Source organism: Phenylobacterium sp. (genome assembly GCF_037189685.1).
Taxonomy (GTDB): domain Bacteria; phylum Pseudomonadota; class Alphaproteobacteria; order Caulobacterales; family Caulobacteraceae; genus Phenylobacterium.
In genome coordinates this window covers 1-14502 of record NZ_JBBCIT010000012.1, presented here as the reverse complement: position 1 = coordinate 14502, position 14502 = coordinate 1, and the positions used below count along the sequence as shown (strand labels likewise).

Here is a 14502-nt window from a genome sequence, read left to right as displayed (position 1 = left end):
GGAACGCGCCGAAGGCGCGGTCAGATGACCGCCAAGACGCCAAGACCGCCGAGAGAGGCCAAAGACGTCCTCGGACGTCTTGGCGATCTTGGCGTCTTGGCGGTTCAAAGGGACGCTGACGCGCCCCGGAGGCCAGGATCGCTACACGGCCTGCGCCATATGCAATCGCCCCGCCCTTCATGGGGAGGAGGGCCCTATTCTTCGTCATCGGACGCCCGGGCGTGCGCGGCGCGGCTTTCGGACAGGAACTTGGGCAGGCGCGCCGGGCGGCCGATCAGGTCGGACAGGTCGGTCAGGTCCACGAAGCTGTCCGCCTGGCGCCGCAGGTCGTCGCTGACCATCGGCGGCTGCGACTTCACGGTCGAGACCACCGTCACCCGGCTGCCCCGGCGCTGCACGGCCTCCACCAGCTTGCGGAAGTCGCCGTCGCCCGAGAACAGCACCATGTGGTCGACGTGCTCGGCCATCTCCATCATGTCGACGGCGATCTCGACGTCCATGTCGCCGCGGAAGCGCTTGCGGCCGTTGGCGTCCACGTACTCGCGCGCCGCCTTGGTCACCAGGCGGTAGCCGTTGTAGTCCAGCCAGTCGACCAGCGGGCGGATCGGCGAGTATTCCTCGTTCTCGACGAGGGCGGTGTAGTAGTAGGCCCGGACCAGGACGCTGCGCTTCTTGAACTCCTCCAGCAGCTTCCGATAGTCGATGTCGAAGCCCAGGTTCTTGGCCGTCGAGTAGAGGTTGGCGCCGTCGATGAACAGGGCCAGCCGGTCCGTGGGGTAGAAGGTCATCGCTACGCACATCTCCCGAAAATGTCGGGACCTGGACGAGGTCGTCGTCGTGGCGCTCGGCAGCAATCTCGCGGGAGCCTATGGCTCGTCCGAAGCCCTGCTGGAGGAGGCCCTGGCGCGCTTCCCGTCGGTCGGTCTGAAAATCCTTGAAAGGTCCGGCTGGTGGCGGTCGGCCGCCTGGCCCGATCTGAATGGCCCTGAGTACCGCAACGGCGTCGCGCTTGTCGAGGCGGGCGCCGGGCCGGCCGAAGTGCTTGCGGCGCTCCTGCGGCTGGAAGCCGACATGGGCCGGGAGCGGGCCGGGCGGAACGCCGCCCGCACCCTGGACCTCGACCTGATCGCCCACGGCCGTCGCATCTTGGACGGGCCGGGGCTGTCGCTGCCTCATCCCCGCGCGCACGAGCGCCTGTTCGTCATGGGACCGCTGGCCGGGATCGCGCCGGCGTGGCGTCATCCCGTGCTGGGCCGCACCGCCGCCGACCTGGCCGCAGCCGCGACCGTGGGAACGGACGCCGCGCCCGTCGCTTGAGGGATGCGGAGACTCGCAGGCCGGAAATGTCGGCTCCGCGCGCGCCGTTCCGTCCTGCGCCAAGGCGGCGCCATGCCGGCGGCCGCAATGGAGGACTGACCGATGCGCTTCATGATCATCCGCAAGGGCGACGCCGAGACCGAGGCCGGGACGCCGCCCAGCCGCGAACTCGCCGAGGCGATGATGGCCCACCACGAGGAGATGGGGCGTCACCTCAAGATCCTGGGGGGCGACGGGCTGAAACCCACGGCGGCCGGCGCGAAGGTGAAGTTCCGCAAGGGCAAGCCGTTCGTCACCGACGGGCCGTTCACCGAAACCAAGGAGATCGTCGCCGGCTATACCCTGGTCGAGGCCGAGTCTCTGGAGGCGGTGCTCGTGTGGGCCAGGCGCTGGCCGACCCTCGACGCGAACGGCGAGGTCGAGCTGGAGATCCGTCCGCTCTACGAGATCGAGGACTTCGGCGACGCCTTCTCGCCCGGGTTGAAGGCCGACGCCGAGCGGATCATGGCCAAGGGCTGACGCCGGGACGGGGGAGGGCGGCGCCCTGCGACCGTTGCGGCGTTGCACAAATCGGCCCGAACCTCTATTTTCACGGGTCTGCCTCCCCGCTCCTGAGAGATTTCATGGCTCGCGTCACCGTCGAAGACTGCATCGAGAAGGTCCCGAACCGCTTCAGCCTCGTGCTGCTGTCGGCGCATCGCGCCCGCGCCATCTCGGCCGGCTCGGCGCTCCTGGTCGACCGCGACAACGACAAGAACCCGGTCGTGGCCCTGCGCGAGATCGCCGAGGACGTCGTCGACGCCGAGGAGCTGAAGGAAACCCTCATCGGCACGCTCCAGCGCGTCGACGAGCGTTCGGAAGCCGAGGAAGAGGCTGAGACGCTGGCCCTGCTGGCCGATCCCACCCACATGCAGATGAGCGAACTCGAGCTGGTCCGCGCCCTGCAGAGCGACCGCGACGGCGGCCAGGAGGAGCGGTACTGAGCCCCGAAGGCGCAGAACCGCTGATCCAAGAGGCGGCGATACAGCCCGCCGCCCCGCCGAATGACGCACCCGTAAAAGAGGCGGCGCCCAAGGACGCCTCCATGCCGGCCCCGGTCGTCCCCGGGGTCGTGCGGCCGCGCATGCTTCGCCAGTTCGAGCTGATCGAGAAGGTCCGCTCCTACGACCCGACCGCGGACGAGGCGATCCTCAATCGGGCCTATGTCTACGCCATGCGCCAGCACGGCTCGCAGAAGCGCGCCTCCGGCGACCCCTACTTCGCCCACCCCATCGAGGTGGCGGGCATCCTCACCGACTACCGGCTCGACACCGAGACGATCGTCACCGCGCTCCTGCACGACGTCATCGAGGACACCGACGCCACCCGCGAGCAGGTGGCGGAATTGTTCGGGGCCGAGGTCGCCGAACTGGTCGAAGGCGTCACCAAGCTCTCCAAGCTGGAACTGAGCCAGGAGCACCTGCGCCAGGCCGAGAACCTCCGGAAGTTCATCCTGGCCATCTCCAAGGACGTCCGCGTCCTCCTGGTCAAGCTGGCCGATCGGCTGCACAACATGCGGACCCTGCACTTCATCAAGCAGGCCGCCAAGCGCGAGCGGATCGCCCGCGAGACCCTCGACATCTACGGCCCCCTGGCCCGTTCCATCGGCGTCCATCGCATCTGCGAGGAACTGGAGGAACTGGCGTTCGCGCATCTGAACCCGGTAGCCCGCAACGCCATCCTGCGCCGGCTGGAGACGCTGCGCCATGAACAGGGCGGGGCCGTCTCGCTGGTCAGCCAGGAGATCGCCGCCCGTCTCGACACCGCCGGCATCCCGGCGCGGGTCTTCGGCCGCGAGAAGCACGCCTATTCGATCTGGCGGAAGCTTCAGCGCAAGTCGATCGGCTTCTCCCAGCTCTCCGACATCTACGCCTTCCGGGTCATCGTGGAGAACGAGGACGACTGCTACCGGGCCCTGGGGGTGATCCACCGTGCCTGGCCCTCGGTGCCCGAGCGGTTCAAGGACTTCATCTCCACGCCCAAGCGCAACAACTACCGCTCCCTGCACACCACCGTGGTGGGCTATCGCGGCATGCGCATCGAAATGCAGATCCGGACCGAGGCGATGGACCGGGTGGCGGAAGAGGGCGTTGCCGCCCACTGGCGCTACAAGAACGAGTCCTACGGCTTCGACGCCGAACACCAGAAGGCCGCCGGCGGCCGCGACCCGCTGGTCAACCTGCGCCACCTCGTCCAGGTGCTGGAGCACGGCGGCGACGCCGAGGAGCTGGTCGAGCACGCCAAGCTCGAGATGTTCCTCGATCAGGTGTTCGTCTTCACGCCCAAGGGCCAGCTCGTCAGCCTGCCGCGCGGGGCCATGCCGCTGGACTTCGCCTACGCCGTCCACACCGATATCGGCGACACCACCATCGGGGTGAAGATCAACGGCGAGCTGAAGCCGCTGCGCACGGCCCTGGCCAACGGCGACGTGGTCGAGGTCATCCGCGGCGGCAAGCCCGTGGTTCCGCCCGACTGGCGCTCGCTCACCGTCACCGGCCGCGCGCGCAGCGCCATCCGCCGCCACATCCGCCAGACCGAGCGGGACGAGTTCGTCCGCCTGGGCCGGGCCACGGTGGACCAGACCTTCGAGGCCGCCGGCAAGTCGCGCAAGGACGTCTCGCTGCGCCCCGCCTTCGACCGCTTCGCGGTCGCCAGCGACGACGACCTGTTCGAGGCGGTCGGTCGAGGCCGCGCCACGCCGGGGCAGGTGCTGGAGACGGTGTTCCCCGGCCTGCGGGCCGACGAGCGCGAGGCGGCCACGGCGCGGCGGCGGATCGAGGCAGGCGCCGGTGCGCGGCTCTATGTCCGCGGCGGCGGCCTGACGCCGGGGGTCTCGATCCACTTCGGGGAATGCTGCTCGCCGGTGCCGGGCGACCGCATCGTCGGCATCATCGAGGCCGACGGCCGTGGCCTGACGGTCCACACCATCGATTGCCAGACGCTCGCCCACTACGAGGACCGCGAGGAGCTCTGGCGCGACCTGCAATGGACGCCCGAGGCCGAGCGCAACACCGTGGCCCGCGCGCGCCTGACCGCGACGATCAAGAATGCGCCGGGGGTGTTGGGCCAGGTCTGCACGGTGATCGGCGAAGCGGGCGGCAATATCGTGGGCCTGCGGATGCACCACCGCCAGAGCGACTTCTTCGGCGTGGACTTCGACGTCGAGGTCACCGACGCCCGCCACCTGACCCACATCTCGGCCGCGCTTCGGGCCAATCCCAGCGTGGAAGACGTCGAGCGGGCGAAGGGCTGAGGCCTTCGGAAGGCCCATAGACGATCCGGCCCCGCCGGCGTCCGGTCCATCCGATGTTCTTGGCCTACTTGATGTTCTTGTAGGTGTCCGTGAAGTGCAGGTTGGTGACCGTCCAGTGCGCTTCGGGCCGGTAGAACTGAAACTTGTAGAACAGCGGCAGTGACGCCGTCTTCAGGATGTAGACTCGTTCGCTGAAACTTCCGCCCACCGGCTCGTCGGAAATCAGCTCCCAGCCCGAGATCTTCCCGTACAGCCGTAGCGTGTTGGCGTTCTGGGCGACGAGGTTCTCCACCTCCATCCGTTTGCGCTCCATGATGGAGCTTCCCCAGATACCCTTGTAGGCGCCGTCCACATCGCCGGCCTGTAGCGCGCGAAAGAACCCGTCGGCGATCTCCGTCGGCCCCGCCGCAGGCTGCGCTGCGGCTGTGGATGCGGTCAGCAGGGCGCTGGCGATCAATATGGCGCGCATGAACTCCCCCGGGTCGCTGAAAGGTTGGGCGAATTCGGAGGCGGCTTCAACCGCCGATCAGGCCGCGTCGCTCTCGGAGGGCGACGTCCTGGACGCCCCGCGGACGTGGCGCTGCTCGTCCTCCCACAGCGCCAGGATGCGCTTGAGGATGTACGGCGGCGCCCAGTCGTAGCCGTCCTGCCGGTCGTCCAGGAACAGCGGCGTGATCGACTGGTAGTTCTGCTCGATCACCGCCTCGCAGGCCGAGCGGATCTCGGCCCGGTCGGTCACCACCGGCCCGCCGGCGCTGCGCGCCAGGCCCAGGCCGCCCACGGGAATCCAGAGGGTCGGATACGGCTGGTCGTCTATGACCCCCTTCAGCTTCTGCTTGCCCGACAGGCGCAGCGTGAGCGGCCCGATCCCTTCGGGCTCGCCGCTGGTGAGCAGGAACGCGAGGTCCACCGACAGGATGAGCTGGTGCGGCGTCGCCCAGGAGGTGAGGCGGAATCCCGTGTCGATCGACGGGCCCACGAATTCACGGGTGATCGAGGCGTTCGACGGATTGGCGTACCATTCGTCGCGCAGTTCGGACTGTACGATGATGGCGTCGCGCGACAGGTCGCTGTCCACCACCGCGCCGCCGCGCCGGAAGAACACCTCGGCGTTGGGGGTGGGGAAGAGGCCGATCCAGGCTGTGGACTTGGCTTCCAGGTGCTCCGCGCCCGGCTCGCGCTGGAGCTGGTAGCGATGCAGCGACCAGATCCAGACGTGCATCAGCGCATAGGCGTGGCTGAGGCTGGTCAGCTCGCAGGTGTAGAGCAGCTCGTCGCCGTTGCTCTTCCAGTACTCCGGAGCTTTCAGCGGCCCGGCGTAGTTCGAGGCGAAGGCATGGAATTCGCTCTGAAGGATCAGGTCGAAGTCCCTGTAGAAGCGAAGGATTTCCGGCCGCCAGGTGTTGTGTGACTGCTTGTAGTGGGTCGCCCCCTCCAGGTCGACGCTGAAGAACAGGCGCAGGCGCGGCTTCAGGCCCTCGGGAAACCCTTCGGGCAGGGCGCTCGGCTTCGCGGCCGGCGTGCGTGATGCGGCGTCTTTGGCCAACCTGTTCCCCGTGTCTCGCCCGAAGACTAAACGGCGCTTCCTAAGGCGAGGTTTCGATCCGGCCCGCCGAGCGGCGCGACAAATGCGCGCGAGCCGGTGTAAGGGAGCGCCTCATGAACACAGACGACGTCCTCGAAGAGTTCCGCGGCGCCGGCGCCCTGCGCGAGGGCCACTTCATCCTGGCCTCCGGGCGGCATTCGCCGATGTTCCTGCAGAAGAACCTGGTCTTCCAGTACGCGGACCGCACCGAGCGTCTGTGCCGGGCGCTGGCCGACCGGATCGTGGCGCGGTTCGGCAAGCCCGACGTGATCGTGGCCCCGGCCGTGGGCGCCATCATCCCTGGCTACGAAGTGGCCCGGGCCCTCGGCGTGCCGTCGATCTATGTCGAGCGCGAGGACGGCCGCTTCCGCCTGCGCCGCGCCTTCACCATCGCGCCCGGCGCCAAGGTGGTGGTGGTCGAGGACGTCATCACCACCGGCGGTTCGTTCCGCGAGGCGGTCGAGCCGGTCGAGGCCGCGGGCGGCGTCGTCCTGTGCTGCGCCTGCATCGTCGATCGCTCGGGCGGCAGGGCCGACGTGGGCTGGCCGCTGGTGGCGCTGGCGACCGTGGACGTGCCCTCCTACGCCCCCGACGAGATTCCGCCGGACCTGGCCGCCATCCCGGCCGAGGAGCCGGGCTCGAAGCGGCTGCGGGGATGAGCAACAGGGGGTGAGCGCGTGTCGCGGCTGAGACTGGGCGTCAACATCGACCACGTGGCCACCGTGCGCAACGCGCGTGGCGAGGGCTATCCCGATCCCGTACGGGCGGCCGAGGTCGCCCTGGCGGCCGGCGCCGACGGGATCACCGCCCACCTGCGCGAGGACCGCCGCCACATCTCCGACGCCGACATCGACCAGCTTGCCGTCATCTGCCGCCGGCGCGGCCGCCCGCTCAACTTCGAGTGCGCGGTGACGCCCGAGATGGAGGCCATCGCGCTGGCCCACCGGCCGCACGCCGCCTGCCTCGTGCCCGAGCGTCGCGAAGAGGTGACCACCGAGGGCGGCCTGAATGTGCTGCGCGGCCAGAACGCGATCGCGCCCGCCGTGCGCCGGCTGGCGGATGCGGGCATCCGGGTGTCCCTGTTCATCGACGCGGACGAGGCCCAGGTGGCGGCCGCGAAGGGCGTCGGCGCCCAGGTGGTCGAACTCCATACCGGCGCGTACTGCGAGGCCGTGCGCGAACGCCGGCCCCACGCCGAGGCCCTGCTGGGAAACCTCCGCGCCGCCGCCGCCCGCGCCGCCGAACTCGGCCTGGAGGTCCACGCCGGCCACGGCATCGACTACGAGACCGTCAAGCCCATCGCCGCGATCCCCGAGGTGGCGGAGCTCAACATCGGCCATTTCCTGATCGGCGAGGCGATCTTCATCGGGCTGGGTCCCGCGATCCAGCGCATGCGCGCCCTCATGGACGAGGCGCGGGCCTCGGCGGCCGCGTGACGGGCGTCAGATGATCCTCGGCATCGGCTCCGACCTCTCCGACATCCGCCGCATCCAGGCGTCGCTGGACCGCTTCGGCGACCGCTTCCGCCAGCGGGTGTTCACCGAGATCGAGCGGACGCGCTCCGACCGCAAGGCCGACGCCGCCGCCAGCTACGCCAAGCGTTTCGCCGCCAAGGAGGCCTGCGCCAAGGCGCTCGGCACCGGCATCCGCAGGGGCGTGTTCTGGCGCGACATGGGCGTGGTCAACATGCGCTCGGGCCAGCCGACGATGGCGCTCACCGGCGGCGCCCTGGCGCGCCTCCGGCAGATCACCCCCCCGGGCATGACGGCGGTGATTCACCTGTCGCTCACCGACGATCATCCCTACGCCCAGGCCTTCGTGATCATCGAGGCCGTGCCGGCGGTCCAGGACCCGGCGGGGCTGCGTCAGGTCTGAGCCCGGCGCCTCCGCCGCTCAGGGCGCCGTCCGTGCGCCCCGCAGCGCGGCGAACCGCGGCCACAGCGTGTTCAGCGCCAATCCGCCCAGCACCAGCGCCGCGGCCGTCAGCTTCCAGGACGCCAGGCTCTCGCCCAGCAGCCACGCCGAAGCCCCCATGCCGAACACCGGCACCAGCAGGGCCAGAGGGGCGATCGACGCCGCCGGATGCCGCGCCAGCAGCCACGCCCACGCCGAATAGCCGAAGATCGTGTTTCCCACCGACTGCCAGGCGACGGCGGCCCAGGCGGCCCAGTCGGCATGGGCGATCGACCGGGACACGGCCGGCCAGCCTTCCAGCGCAAGGGCCAAGGCGATGAGCGGAGGGGCCGAGAACAGGCTCGCCCAGACCACATAGGCCAGCACGTTGATCGGCCCCGCGGCCCGTTGCGCCGTGTTGCCGCCGGCCCACGCGAGGGCGGCGAACAGCACCAGGGCCAGGCCGAGCGGCGTCGCGTCGCCATCGGTGTGCGTGAGCAGCCACGCCAGCCCCGCGCCGGCCAGCGTCAGGGCTGCGACCTGGTAGGTCCGCACCCGCTCGCCCGCCAGCAGCATGGCGAAACCGATGGTGAAGAACGCCTGGACCTGCACCACCAGGCTGGCCAGGCCGGGGGAGATCCACTGGGTCATGGCGATGTACAGCACGCCGAACTGACCCACGCCGATCAGCACGCCGTAGGCCGCCATGTTCCGCCAGGGGACGTCGGGCCGCTTCAGGAAGAAGATGGCCGGCAGGAGCGCGAAGGTGAACCGCAGCGCCGCGAAGGTGAGGGGCGGGAAGGCCTCCAGCCCCCACTTGATCACCACGAAGTTCGTCCCCCAGACGGCGACGACCGCCAGGGCCAGCAGGAGGTGCAGCGGGGGAAGCGCGTCGCGGCTCATGCCCGCCTACATAGGCCGCCGCGCGGTCGTGTCATCCGTCCAGTCGCCGCCGCGTGGCTCGGGGTCGGCCTGGGGTGTCGCGACGTCGGCGCCGGCCCGGATGTCGCAATGTTCACGGGCGCCGAACTTGCTCATGCGCTAGGGAGCGGATACGCAGGCGCCGTCCCGGCACGCCGGGGCGATCAGGAACAGTCGATGAGCCAGAACGTGCAGGGTGTCGAGACGCCCGAGAAATCCAGCGCCCTCAAGGAGCTGGTCGAGATCGTGAAGACGATCGTCTACGCGCTGCTGATCGCGCTGGTGCTGCGGGTCATCTTCTTCCAGCCCTTCACGATCCCGTCGGCCTCGATGGAGCCCAACCTGTACGAGGGCGACTACATCATCGTCTCGAAGTACAGCTACGGCTGGTCCAAGCACTCGATCCCGTTCAGCCCGCCGCTGTTCGAGGGCCGCATCCTGGAACGCCCGGTCAACCGCGGCGACATCGCCGTCTTCAAGCTGCCCAGCGACGGACGCACCGACTACGTCAAGCGCATCCTGGGCCTGCCGGGCGACCGCCTCCAGATGCGGGACGGCCTGCTCTACATCAACGACAAGCTGATCGAGCGCGAGCCGCTGTCGCCCGTCCGGACGGACGTCGGCTATGGCCAGATCCGCGAGGTCGCCCGCTATCAGGAGCGCCTGCCGGGCGGCCGCACCTATGTGACCCAGGACTTCGGGACGGACGGCGACCTCGACAAGACCGACGTCTACATCGTGCCCGAGGGCCACTACTTCGCCATCGGCGACAACCGCGACAACTCGCTGGACAGCCGCGTGCCTCCCGCCCTCAACGGCGTGGGCTACGTGCCTGCCGACCACCTGGTGGGCAAGGCCGAGATCATCCTGCTCTCGTGGAAGCCCGAGGCGACCATCTTCAAGCCCTGGACCTGGGTTCTGGACGCGCGGCCCAGCCGGTTCTTCAAAGTCCTGAAATGAACGCGAGAACCGCGGCGGTCGAGGAGCTCGAACACCGCATCGGCCATACCTTCGCCGACCGCGACCTCCTGGAGCGGGCGCTCACCCACGCCAGCGTCGGCGACGGCGCGCGCGAGGTGCGCCACAACGAGCGCCTGGAGTTCCTGGGCGACCGGGTCCTCAACCTCTGCGCGGCCGAGCGGCTGATGGCCCTCGATCCCGACGCGCGGGAAGGGGAGATGTCGCGCCGCCTCGCCAGCCTGGTGAACTATCACGCCTGCGCCCGCGCCGCGGAGCGCGTCGGCCTGCCCGCGGCGCTCCGCCTGTCGGCCAGCGCCACCAAGGTGGGCGCGCGCAAGTCGGACGCCGTCCTGGGCGACGCCTGCGAGGCGCTGATCGCGGCCCTCTACATCGACGGCGGACTCGACACCGCCCGCGCCTTCTTCGAGCGCTTCTGGGCCGAGGAGTTCCCCCACGTGGACGCCCCGCGCGCCAAGGACCCCAAGACCCAGCTCCAGGAGTGGGTGCAGGGCCGCGGCCTGCCGCTGCCGGCCTATGACGTGGTGTCCCGCGAAGGCCCCGCCCATGCGCCCGTCTTCACCATCGAGGTGCGCGTCCAGGGACTGGAACCCGAGCGCGGGGAGGGCGGTTCGCGCCAGGCGGCCGAGAAGGCCGCCGCCCTCGCTTTGCTGACCAAGCAGGCCATGCTGATCAGGCGGGAGGGCCACGAATGAGCACGACCCGCGCCGGCTTCGCCGCCATCATCGGCGCGCCCAACGCCGGCAAGTCCACGCTCACCAACCGGCTGGTGGGCGCCAAGGTCTCGATCGTCACCCAGAAGGTCCAGACCACCCGCTTTCCCGTGCGCGGCGTGGCGCTGGCGGGCGAGGCCCAGATCGTGCTGGTGGACACCCCCGGCATCTTCCAGCCGCGCCGCCGCCTGGACCGGGCGATGGTGCGGGCCGCCTGGGGCGGAGCCGAGGACGCCGACGCCGTGGTCCACCTGGTGGACGCTCCGGCCGAGATCGCCGCGGCCGGCCCCGAGGGCCGCCCCGCCGACCGCCGCTCGGCCGCCGACGTCGAGGCCATCGTGACCGGGCTGAAGGCCGCCGGACGCCCGGCGATCCTGGCCCTCAACAAGGTCGACCAGGTGAAGCGCGAGGACCTGCTGGCGCTCTCGCAGCGCCTGTTCGACACCGGCGCCTACGCCGAGGTCTTCATGATCTCGGCCGTCACCGGCTCGGGCGTCGAGGACCTGCGCGCCCGCCTGGCCGCCCTGATGCCCGAGGGGCCGTGGCTTTACCCCGAGGATCAGACCGCCGACCTGCCGGCCCGCCTGCTGGCCGCCGAGATCACGCGGGAGAAGCTGTACCTGCGCGTCCACGACGAGCTGCCCTACTCGGCCGCGGTCGAGACCACGGCGTTCCAGGAACGCAAGGACGGCGGCGTGCGCATCGAGCAGACCATCTATGTCGAGCGCGAGAGCCAGCGGCCGATCATCCTGGGCAAGGGCGGCCAGACCCTGAAGTGGATCGGCCAGAAGGCGCGCGAGGAACTGGGCGTGATCCTCGACCGTCCGGTCCATCTCTTCCTGCATGTCGCGGTCGACGAGCGCTGGGCCGACAAGCGCGCCTTCTACGGCGACATGGGCCTCGACTTCGACGCCTGACCGGCGGCCTCCGCCCTGGCAATCGCGCCGCCGGGTCCTAGGTAAGGGGCATGACCGACCTCGACGCCTATTTCGCCCGCATCGGCTATGACGGCCCGCGCGACGCCAGCCTGGCCACGCTCCGCGCCCTGCATCGCCTCCACCCGGCCGCCATTCCGTTCGAGGCGATCGACGTCCTGCTGGACCGTGGGATCGACATCTCGCCCCAGGCGGTCGACGCCAAGCTGATCCACGGCCGGCGGGGCGGCTACTGCTTCGAGCACAACAGCCTGTTCGCCCGGGTGCTCACGGCGCTGGGCTTCGCGGTCGAGGGCCTGGCCGCCCGCGTGCGGTGGAACGCGCCGCCGGACGCGCCGGTCCAGCCGCGGACCCACCAGGTGCTGAAGGTCACGGCCGAGGGCGAGGACTGGCTCGTGGACGTGGGCTTCGGGAGCTGCGTCCTCACCGCGCCGCTACGGCTGGTCGCCGACGCCGAGCAGCCGACCGGCCACGACACCTATCGCCTGGTCGCCATCCCGGGCGGCTTCGCCCAGGAGGTCCGGCGCGAGGCGGGCTGGGTCCCGGCCTACGACCTCTCGATGGTCCCCTGCGTGCCGCGCGACTACGAGATGGCCAACTGGTTCACCGCCACCCATCCCACGTCGCACTTCCGCTCGACCCTGATGGTGGCGACGACGCGGGACGAAGCGCGCTACGGCCTCCTGTTCAACCGCCTCACCGTCCGCCCCCGCGCGGGCGCGCCGGTCCAGACCCGGCTGGACGCCGAGGGGATGGAGCGGACGCTGCGCGACGTCTTCGGCCTCCCGGTCGAACCGGCCTGGCGGGGCTTCATCGAGCGGGCGGTCGCGACCGGGGCCTGAGAGGCGCCGGTCAGGCCGCCGGGGCGCGGAACAGGATGGGGATGCGGATCTCGCCGCCCGCGGTCGGCTGGCCCTTGCGGTCCACGGGGGCCATCCGGAAGCGTCCGGTCAGCGTCAGCGCGGCCTGGCCGAAGCCCGCGCCCAGCGGCGCCTCGGCCGTCAGGTTGCAGCGCTCGAGCCGGCCGTCCCCGGCCACCCGGCACGTGACGATCGCCCGGCCGTCCAGGCCCTGTGCACGGGCCTGCGTCGGATAGACCCTCGACACGTCCTCGCCGTCGGGCCGCGAGGTCCAGACGGGGGCTGCCACCATGACGGGCTGGGTGGCCGGCTGCGCGGCCCAGGCGGCGGCGCCGGCGGCCAGGGCCGCGAGCGAGACGACGGCGAGCCCGGCGGCGCGGGCCCGTGGGCCGGGTTGGGCGAGGGTCAGCATGGTGATGCGCTCCTTCAGGGGATGTTCGGCCGCCGGCGGCCAGTGGCAGCCGAGGGGCAGGGGCTGTGTCGAGAGCTGGGTCTTGAGAAGGGCGGCGGCGTAGGCGCGCCGGGCGGACGGAAAGCGCGCGACCACTTCGGCGTCGCAGGCCAGTTCCTGGTCCATGCGCAGGCGTCGCGCCGCAAGGTGCGCCAGCGGGTTGAACCAGCACAGGCACAGCAGGACAGTCGCGGCGAGATTGACCACCGCATCGCCGCGCGCCAGGTGCGCTTCTTCGTGGGCCAGCACGACCTCGCGCTCGCCGGCGTCGAACCGGTCCTCGAAGTCGGCCGGCATGACGATCCGTGGGCGCAGCGCCCCCACCACCGCAGGGCCGGCGCCGATCCGGTCGGACCGAAGCCGCCTGGGACCGTCGGGGATCAGGCGGCCCAGACCGGCGGCGTATCGCGCCTGCTGGGCCGTGAACACGGCGGCGAGACCGCCGGCGCCGACAAGCCAGGCGGCGAAAAGGAGATCGGCCGCCCGCTCCCTGGCGTCGGCCGGAACGGCGCGGGACGTGGCGTCCGACGCGGCCAGGATGACGGGGTCGAGGATCGTCGTGCTCTCGGGTCGGGGCAGGAGCGCGGCCAGGGCGACGGCCGGGACCAGGACCCACAGGAGGTAGGCGGCCTGAGACCCGAAGGCGCGGCGGACAGGTGCGCGCAGGCCCAGCACCAGCAGGACCGCGACGGCGCCCACGATGTTCACGCGCGCCAGGAGAGCCAGGGCGTCGGCGCTCATTCGTCCATCTCCTGAATCAGGCGCTTCAGATCGGCCACGTCCTCGGGCGAGAGGGCGCGGGACTGGGACAGATGGCTGACCAGCGGGGCCAGCCGGCCGTCGAACAACCGGTCCAGGAGGCTCTGGCTCTCGCCGCGCAGGTAGGCGGCGCGCTCGAGGACGGGCCGGTAGAGATAGCGTCGGCCGTCGCGCTCGGCGGCCACGGCCTTTTTCTTGAGAAGCCGGTTGATGAGGGTCTTCACCGTGGCCTCGGTCCAGCGCTGGGGGCCGCCCACCTCGGCGAAGACCGCCTCGGCCGTGCGCGGGCTGGCCCGCCACAGCACCTCCATCACCACCGCTTCGGCCGGACTGATCTTCATGAGGTTTACATCCGTAATCGTTTCGTACTGATTACATGAGTAAACGATGGCGTCAACGGGTCTTGTGGAAGGGAGTTCGGGCTGTGTGTGGAGCGGGGCCTCCCTCCACCATGCTGCGCATGGTTCCCCTTCCCCGGTGGGGGAGGTGGCGGCCTGGGCGAGGCGGCTGGGGCTTCAGCTCGAGTTGAAGGGGTGGTCCGGGACGATGCGCCTGGGCCAGTGGGCGAAGGGGTCGGGGCTGGGGGGTGAGACCGGCTCGTGCTCCGCACGGTCCACGGATGCACACGGAGACACACGGATAGGGGCGTCGGCGCCGTCCGTGGGGATCGGTGTGCATCCGTGGACCGACTGAGGGGGATGTTCGGGCGCCTGCGGCGGCTGGGGTTCGGACGGCGAAACCTCGCGGGCCTCGCCTTCGATGAGGTCGCCGTTGCCTTCGGGGCCGCCTTTCGGGTCG

The 14502-nt window shown here is 70.5% G+C and carries 18 protein-coding genes; 11 read left to right on the top strand and 7 right to left on the bottom strand.

What is annotated here, in order from left to right:
- Positions 1 to 194 precede the first annotated feature (194 nt).
- Entirely contained in the window at positions 195 to 788 is a 594-nt protein-coding gene (locus WG212_RS08375) for an NYN domain-containing protein (protein ID WP_337186635.1), read from the bottom strand.
- A 49-nt stretch (positions 789 to 837) separates the two neighbouring features.
- On the opposite strand from WG212_RS08375, the gene folK reads away from it, so the two are divergent.
- From folK to WG212_RS08355, 4 genes are all read left to right on the top strand, one after another.
- Positions 838 to 1317: a 2-amino-4-hydroxy-6-hydroxymethyldihydropteridine diphosphokinase gene (gene folK, locus WG212_RS08370; protein ID WP_337186634.1), complete on the top strand. Its 480-nt coding sequence runs from the start codon at positions 838 to 840 to the stop codon at positions 1315 to 1317.
- A gap of 102 nt (positions 1318 to 1419) precedes the next feature.
- The gene (locus WG212_RS08365; protein ID WP_337186633.1) at positions 1420 to 1836 is read left to right on the top strand and encodes a YciI family protein; all 417 of its coding nucleotides are present in this window, start codon (positions 1420 to 1422) and stop codon (positions 1834 to 1836) included.
- A gap of 104 nt (positions 1837 to 1940) precedes the next feature.
- On the top strand, positions 1941 to 2300 hold the full coding sequence (gene rpoZ / locus WG212_RS08360) for a DNA-directed RNA polymerase subunit omega (RefSeq protein ID WP_293379851.1): 360 nt from the start codon (positions 1941 to 1943) through the stop codon (positions 2298 to 2300).
- A 101-nt stretch (positions 2301 to 2401) separates the two neighbouring features.
- Positions 2402 to 4609, top strand: a complete 2208-nt coding sequence (locus WG212_RS08355) for a bifunctional (p)ppGpp synthetase/guanosine-3',5'-bis(diphosphate) 3'-pyrophosphohydrolase (RefSeq protein ID WP_337186632.1) — start codon at positions 2402 to 2404, stop codon at positions 4607 to 4609.
- Positions 4610 to 4673: 64 nt separating this feature from the next.
- Here WG212_RS08355 and WG212_RS08350 read toward each other — a convergent pair whose 3' ends face one another.
- Together WG212_RS08350 and WG212_RS08345 are read right to left on the bottom strand one after the other, a co-directional pair.
- Positions 4674 to 5078, bottom strand: coding sequence for a hypothetical protein (locus WG212_RS08350; RefSeq protein WP_337186631.1), 405 nt, complete (start codon positions 5076 to 5078; stop codon positions 4674 to 4676).
- 57 nt (positions 5079 to 5135) lie between these two features.
- Entirely contained in the window at positions 5136 to 6155 is a 1020-nt protein-coding gene (locus WG212_RS08345) for a hypothetical protein (RefSeq protein ID WP_337186630.1), read from the bottom strand.
- Between the two features lie 113 nt (positions 6156 to 6268).
- Here WG212_RS08345 and pyrE point away from each other — a divergent pair, with 113 nt between their 5' ends.
- From pyrE to acpS, 3 genes are read left to right on the top strand one after another with little or no spacing between them, the layout of a single operon-like run.
- The gene (pyrE, locus tag WG212_RS08340; protein WP_337186629.1) at positions 6269 to 6853 is read left to right on the top strand and encodes an orotate phosphoribosyltransferase; all 585 of its coding nucleotides are present in this window, start codon (positions 6269 to 6271) and stop codon (positions 6851 to 6853) included.
- Between the two features lie 18 nt (positions 6854 to 6871).
- Positions 6872 to 7630, top strand: coding sequence for a pyridoxine 5'-phosphate synthase (locus WG212_RS08335; RefSeq protein ID WP_337186628.1), 759 nt, complete (start codon positions 6872 to 6874; stop codon positions 7628 to 7630).
- A gap of 10 nt (positions 7631 to 7640) precedes the next feature.
- A complete protein-coding gene (acpS, locus tag WG212_RS08330; RefSeq protein WP_337186627.1) occupies positions 7641 to 8069 on the top strand; it encodes a holo-ACP synthase in 429 nt (142 codons plus the stop codon).
- A gap of 18 nt (positions 8070 to 8087) precedes the next feature.
- Here the strand turns inward: acpS and WG212_RS08325 are convergent, their stop codons facing one another.
- Positions 8088 to 8990 carry an EamA family transporter gene (locus tag WG212_RS08325; RefSeq protein WP_337186626.1) on the bottom strand — a complete coding sequence of 301 codons (903 nt, stop codon included), beginning with the start codon at positions 8988 to 8990 and terminating at the stop codon, positions 8088 to 8090.
- Positions 8991 to 9185: 195 nt separating this feature from the next.
- Between WG212_RS08325 and lepB the strand changes: the two genes are divergently transcribed.
- The 4 genes from lepB to WG212_RS08305 are packed head-to-tail and all read left to right on the top strand — an operon-like array spanning position 9186 to position 12476.
- Positions 9186 to 9968: a signal peptidase I gene (lepB, locus tag WG212_RS08320; protein ID WP_337186625.1), complete on the top strand. Its 783-nt coding sequence runs from the start codon at positions 9186 to 9188 to the stop codon at positions 9966 to 9968.
- Entirely contained in the window at positions 9965 to 10681 is a 717-nt protein-coding gene (rnc, locus tag WG212_RS08315; RefSeq protein WP_337186624.1) for a ribonuclease III, read from the top strand. The genes lepB and rnc overlap by 4 nt, the downstream gene beginning before the upstream one ends.
- Positions 10678 to 11616 (top strand): GTPase Era, encoded by a 939-nt coding sequence (gene era / locus WG212_RS08310; RefSeq protein WP_337186623.1) that lies wholly within the window; start codon positions 10678 to 10680, stop codon positions 11614 to 11616. The genes rnc and era overlap by 4 nt, the downstream gene beginning before the upstream one ends.
- Before the next feature lie 50 nt (positions 11617 to 11666).
- Positions 11667 to 12476, top strand: coding sequence for an arylamine N-acetyltransferase (locus WG212_RS08305; RefSeq protein WP_337186622.1), 810 nt, complete (start codon positions 11667 to 11669; stop codon positions 12474 to 12476).
- Between the two features lie 10 nt (positions 12477 to 12486).
- On the opposite strand, the gene WG212_RS08300 is transcribed toward WG212_RS08305, so the two are convergent.
- The 3 genes from WG212_RS08300 to WG212_RS08290 all read right to left on the bottom strand — a co-directional run.
- Positions 12487 to 13686: a TonB family protein gene (locus WG212_RS08300; protein WP_337186621.1), complete on the bottom strand. Its 1200-nt coding sequence runs from the start codon at positions 13684 to 13686 to the stop codon at positions 12487 to 12489.
- Positions 13683 to 14045, bottom strand: coding sequence for a BlaI/MecI/CopY family transcriptional regulator (locus tag WG212_RS08295; RefSeq protein WP_337186620.1), 363 nt, complete (start codon positions 14043 to 14045; stop codon positions 13683 to 13685). The genes WG212_RS08300 and WG212_RS08295 overlap by 4 nt, the downstream gene beginning before the upstream one ends.
- A 174-nt stretch (positions 14046 to 14219) precedes the next feature.
- The coding region (locus WG212_RS08290) for a hypothetical protein (protein ID WP_337186619.1) at positions 14220 to 14502 on the bottom strand (283 nt) is incomplete at its 5' end.

What these genes read in the sequence shown, in the direction of transcription:
- rpoZ (WP_293379851.1), top strand. Translation starts at nt 1,941, where the DNA reads ATGGCTCGCGTCACCGTCGAAGACTGCATCGAGAAGGTCCCGAACCGC.
- WG212_RS08300 (WP_337186621.1), bottom strand. Translation starts at nt 13,686, where the DNA reads ATGAGCGCCGACGCCCTGGCTCTCCTGGCGCGCGTGAACATCGTGGGC.
- lepB (WP_337186625.1), top strand. Translation starts at nt 9,186, where the DNA reads ATGAGCCAGAACGTGCAGGGTGTCGAGACGCCCGAGAAATCCAGCGCC.
- pyrE (WP_337186629.1), top strand. Translation starts at nt 6,269, where the DNA reads ATGAACACAGACGACGTCCTCGAAGAGTTCCGCGGCGCCGGCGCCCTG.
- WG212_RS08375 (WP_337186635.1), bottom strand. Translation starts at nt 788, where the DNA reads ATGACCTTCTACCCCACGGACCGGCTGGCCCTGTTCATCGACGGCGCC.
- WG212_RS08350 (WP_337186631.1), bottom strand. Translation starts at nt 5,078, where the DNA reads ATGCGCGCCATATTGATCGCCAGCGCCCTGCTGACCGCATCCACAGCC.
- WG212_RS08305 (WP_337186622.1), top strand. Translation starts at nt 11,667, where the DNA reads ATGACCGACCTCGACGCCTATTTCGCCCGCATCGGCTATGACGGCCCG.
- WG212_RS08325 (WP_337186626.1), bottom strand. Translation starts at nt 8,990, where the DNA reads ATGAGCCGCGACGCGCTTCCCCCGCTGCACCTCCTGCTGGCCCTGGCG.
- acpS (WP_337186627.1), top strand. Translation starts at nt 7,641, where the DNA reads ATGATCCTCGGCATCGGCTCCGACCTCTCCGACATCCGCCGCATCCAG.
- WG212_RS08355 (WP_337186632.1), top strand. Translation starts at nt 2,402, where the DNA reads ATGCCGGCCCCGGTCGTCCCCGGGGTCGTGCGGCCGCGCATGCTTCGC.
- WG212_RS08365 (WP_337186633.1), top strand. Translation starts at nt 1,420, where the DNA reads ATGCGCTTCATGATCATCCGCAAGGGCGACGCCGAGACCGAGGCCGGG.
- WG212_RS08295 (WP_337186620.1), bottom strand. Translation starts at nt 14,045, where the DNA reads ATGAAGATCAGTCCGGCCGAAGCGGTGGTGATGGAGGTGCTGTGGCGG.
- era (WP_337186623.1), top strand. Translation starts at nt 10,678, where the DNA reads ATGAGCACGACCCGCGCCGGCTTCGCCGCCATCATCGGCGCGCCCAAC.
- rnc (WP_337186624.1), top strand. Translation starts at nt 9,965, where the DNA reads ATGAACGCGAGAACCGCGGCGGTCGAGGAGCTCGAACACCGCATCGGC.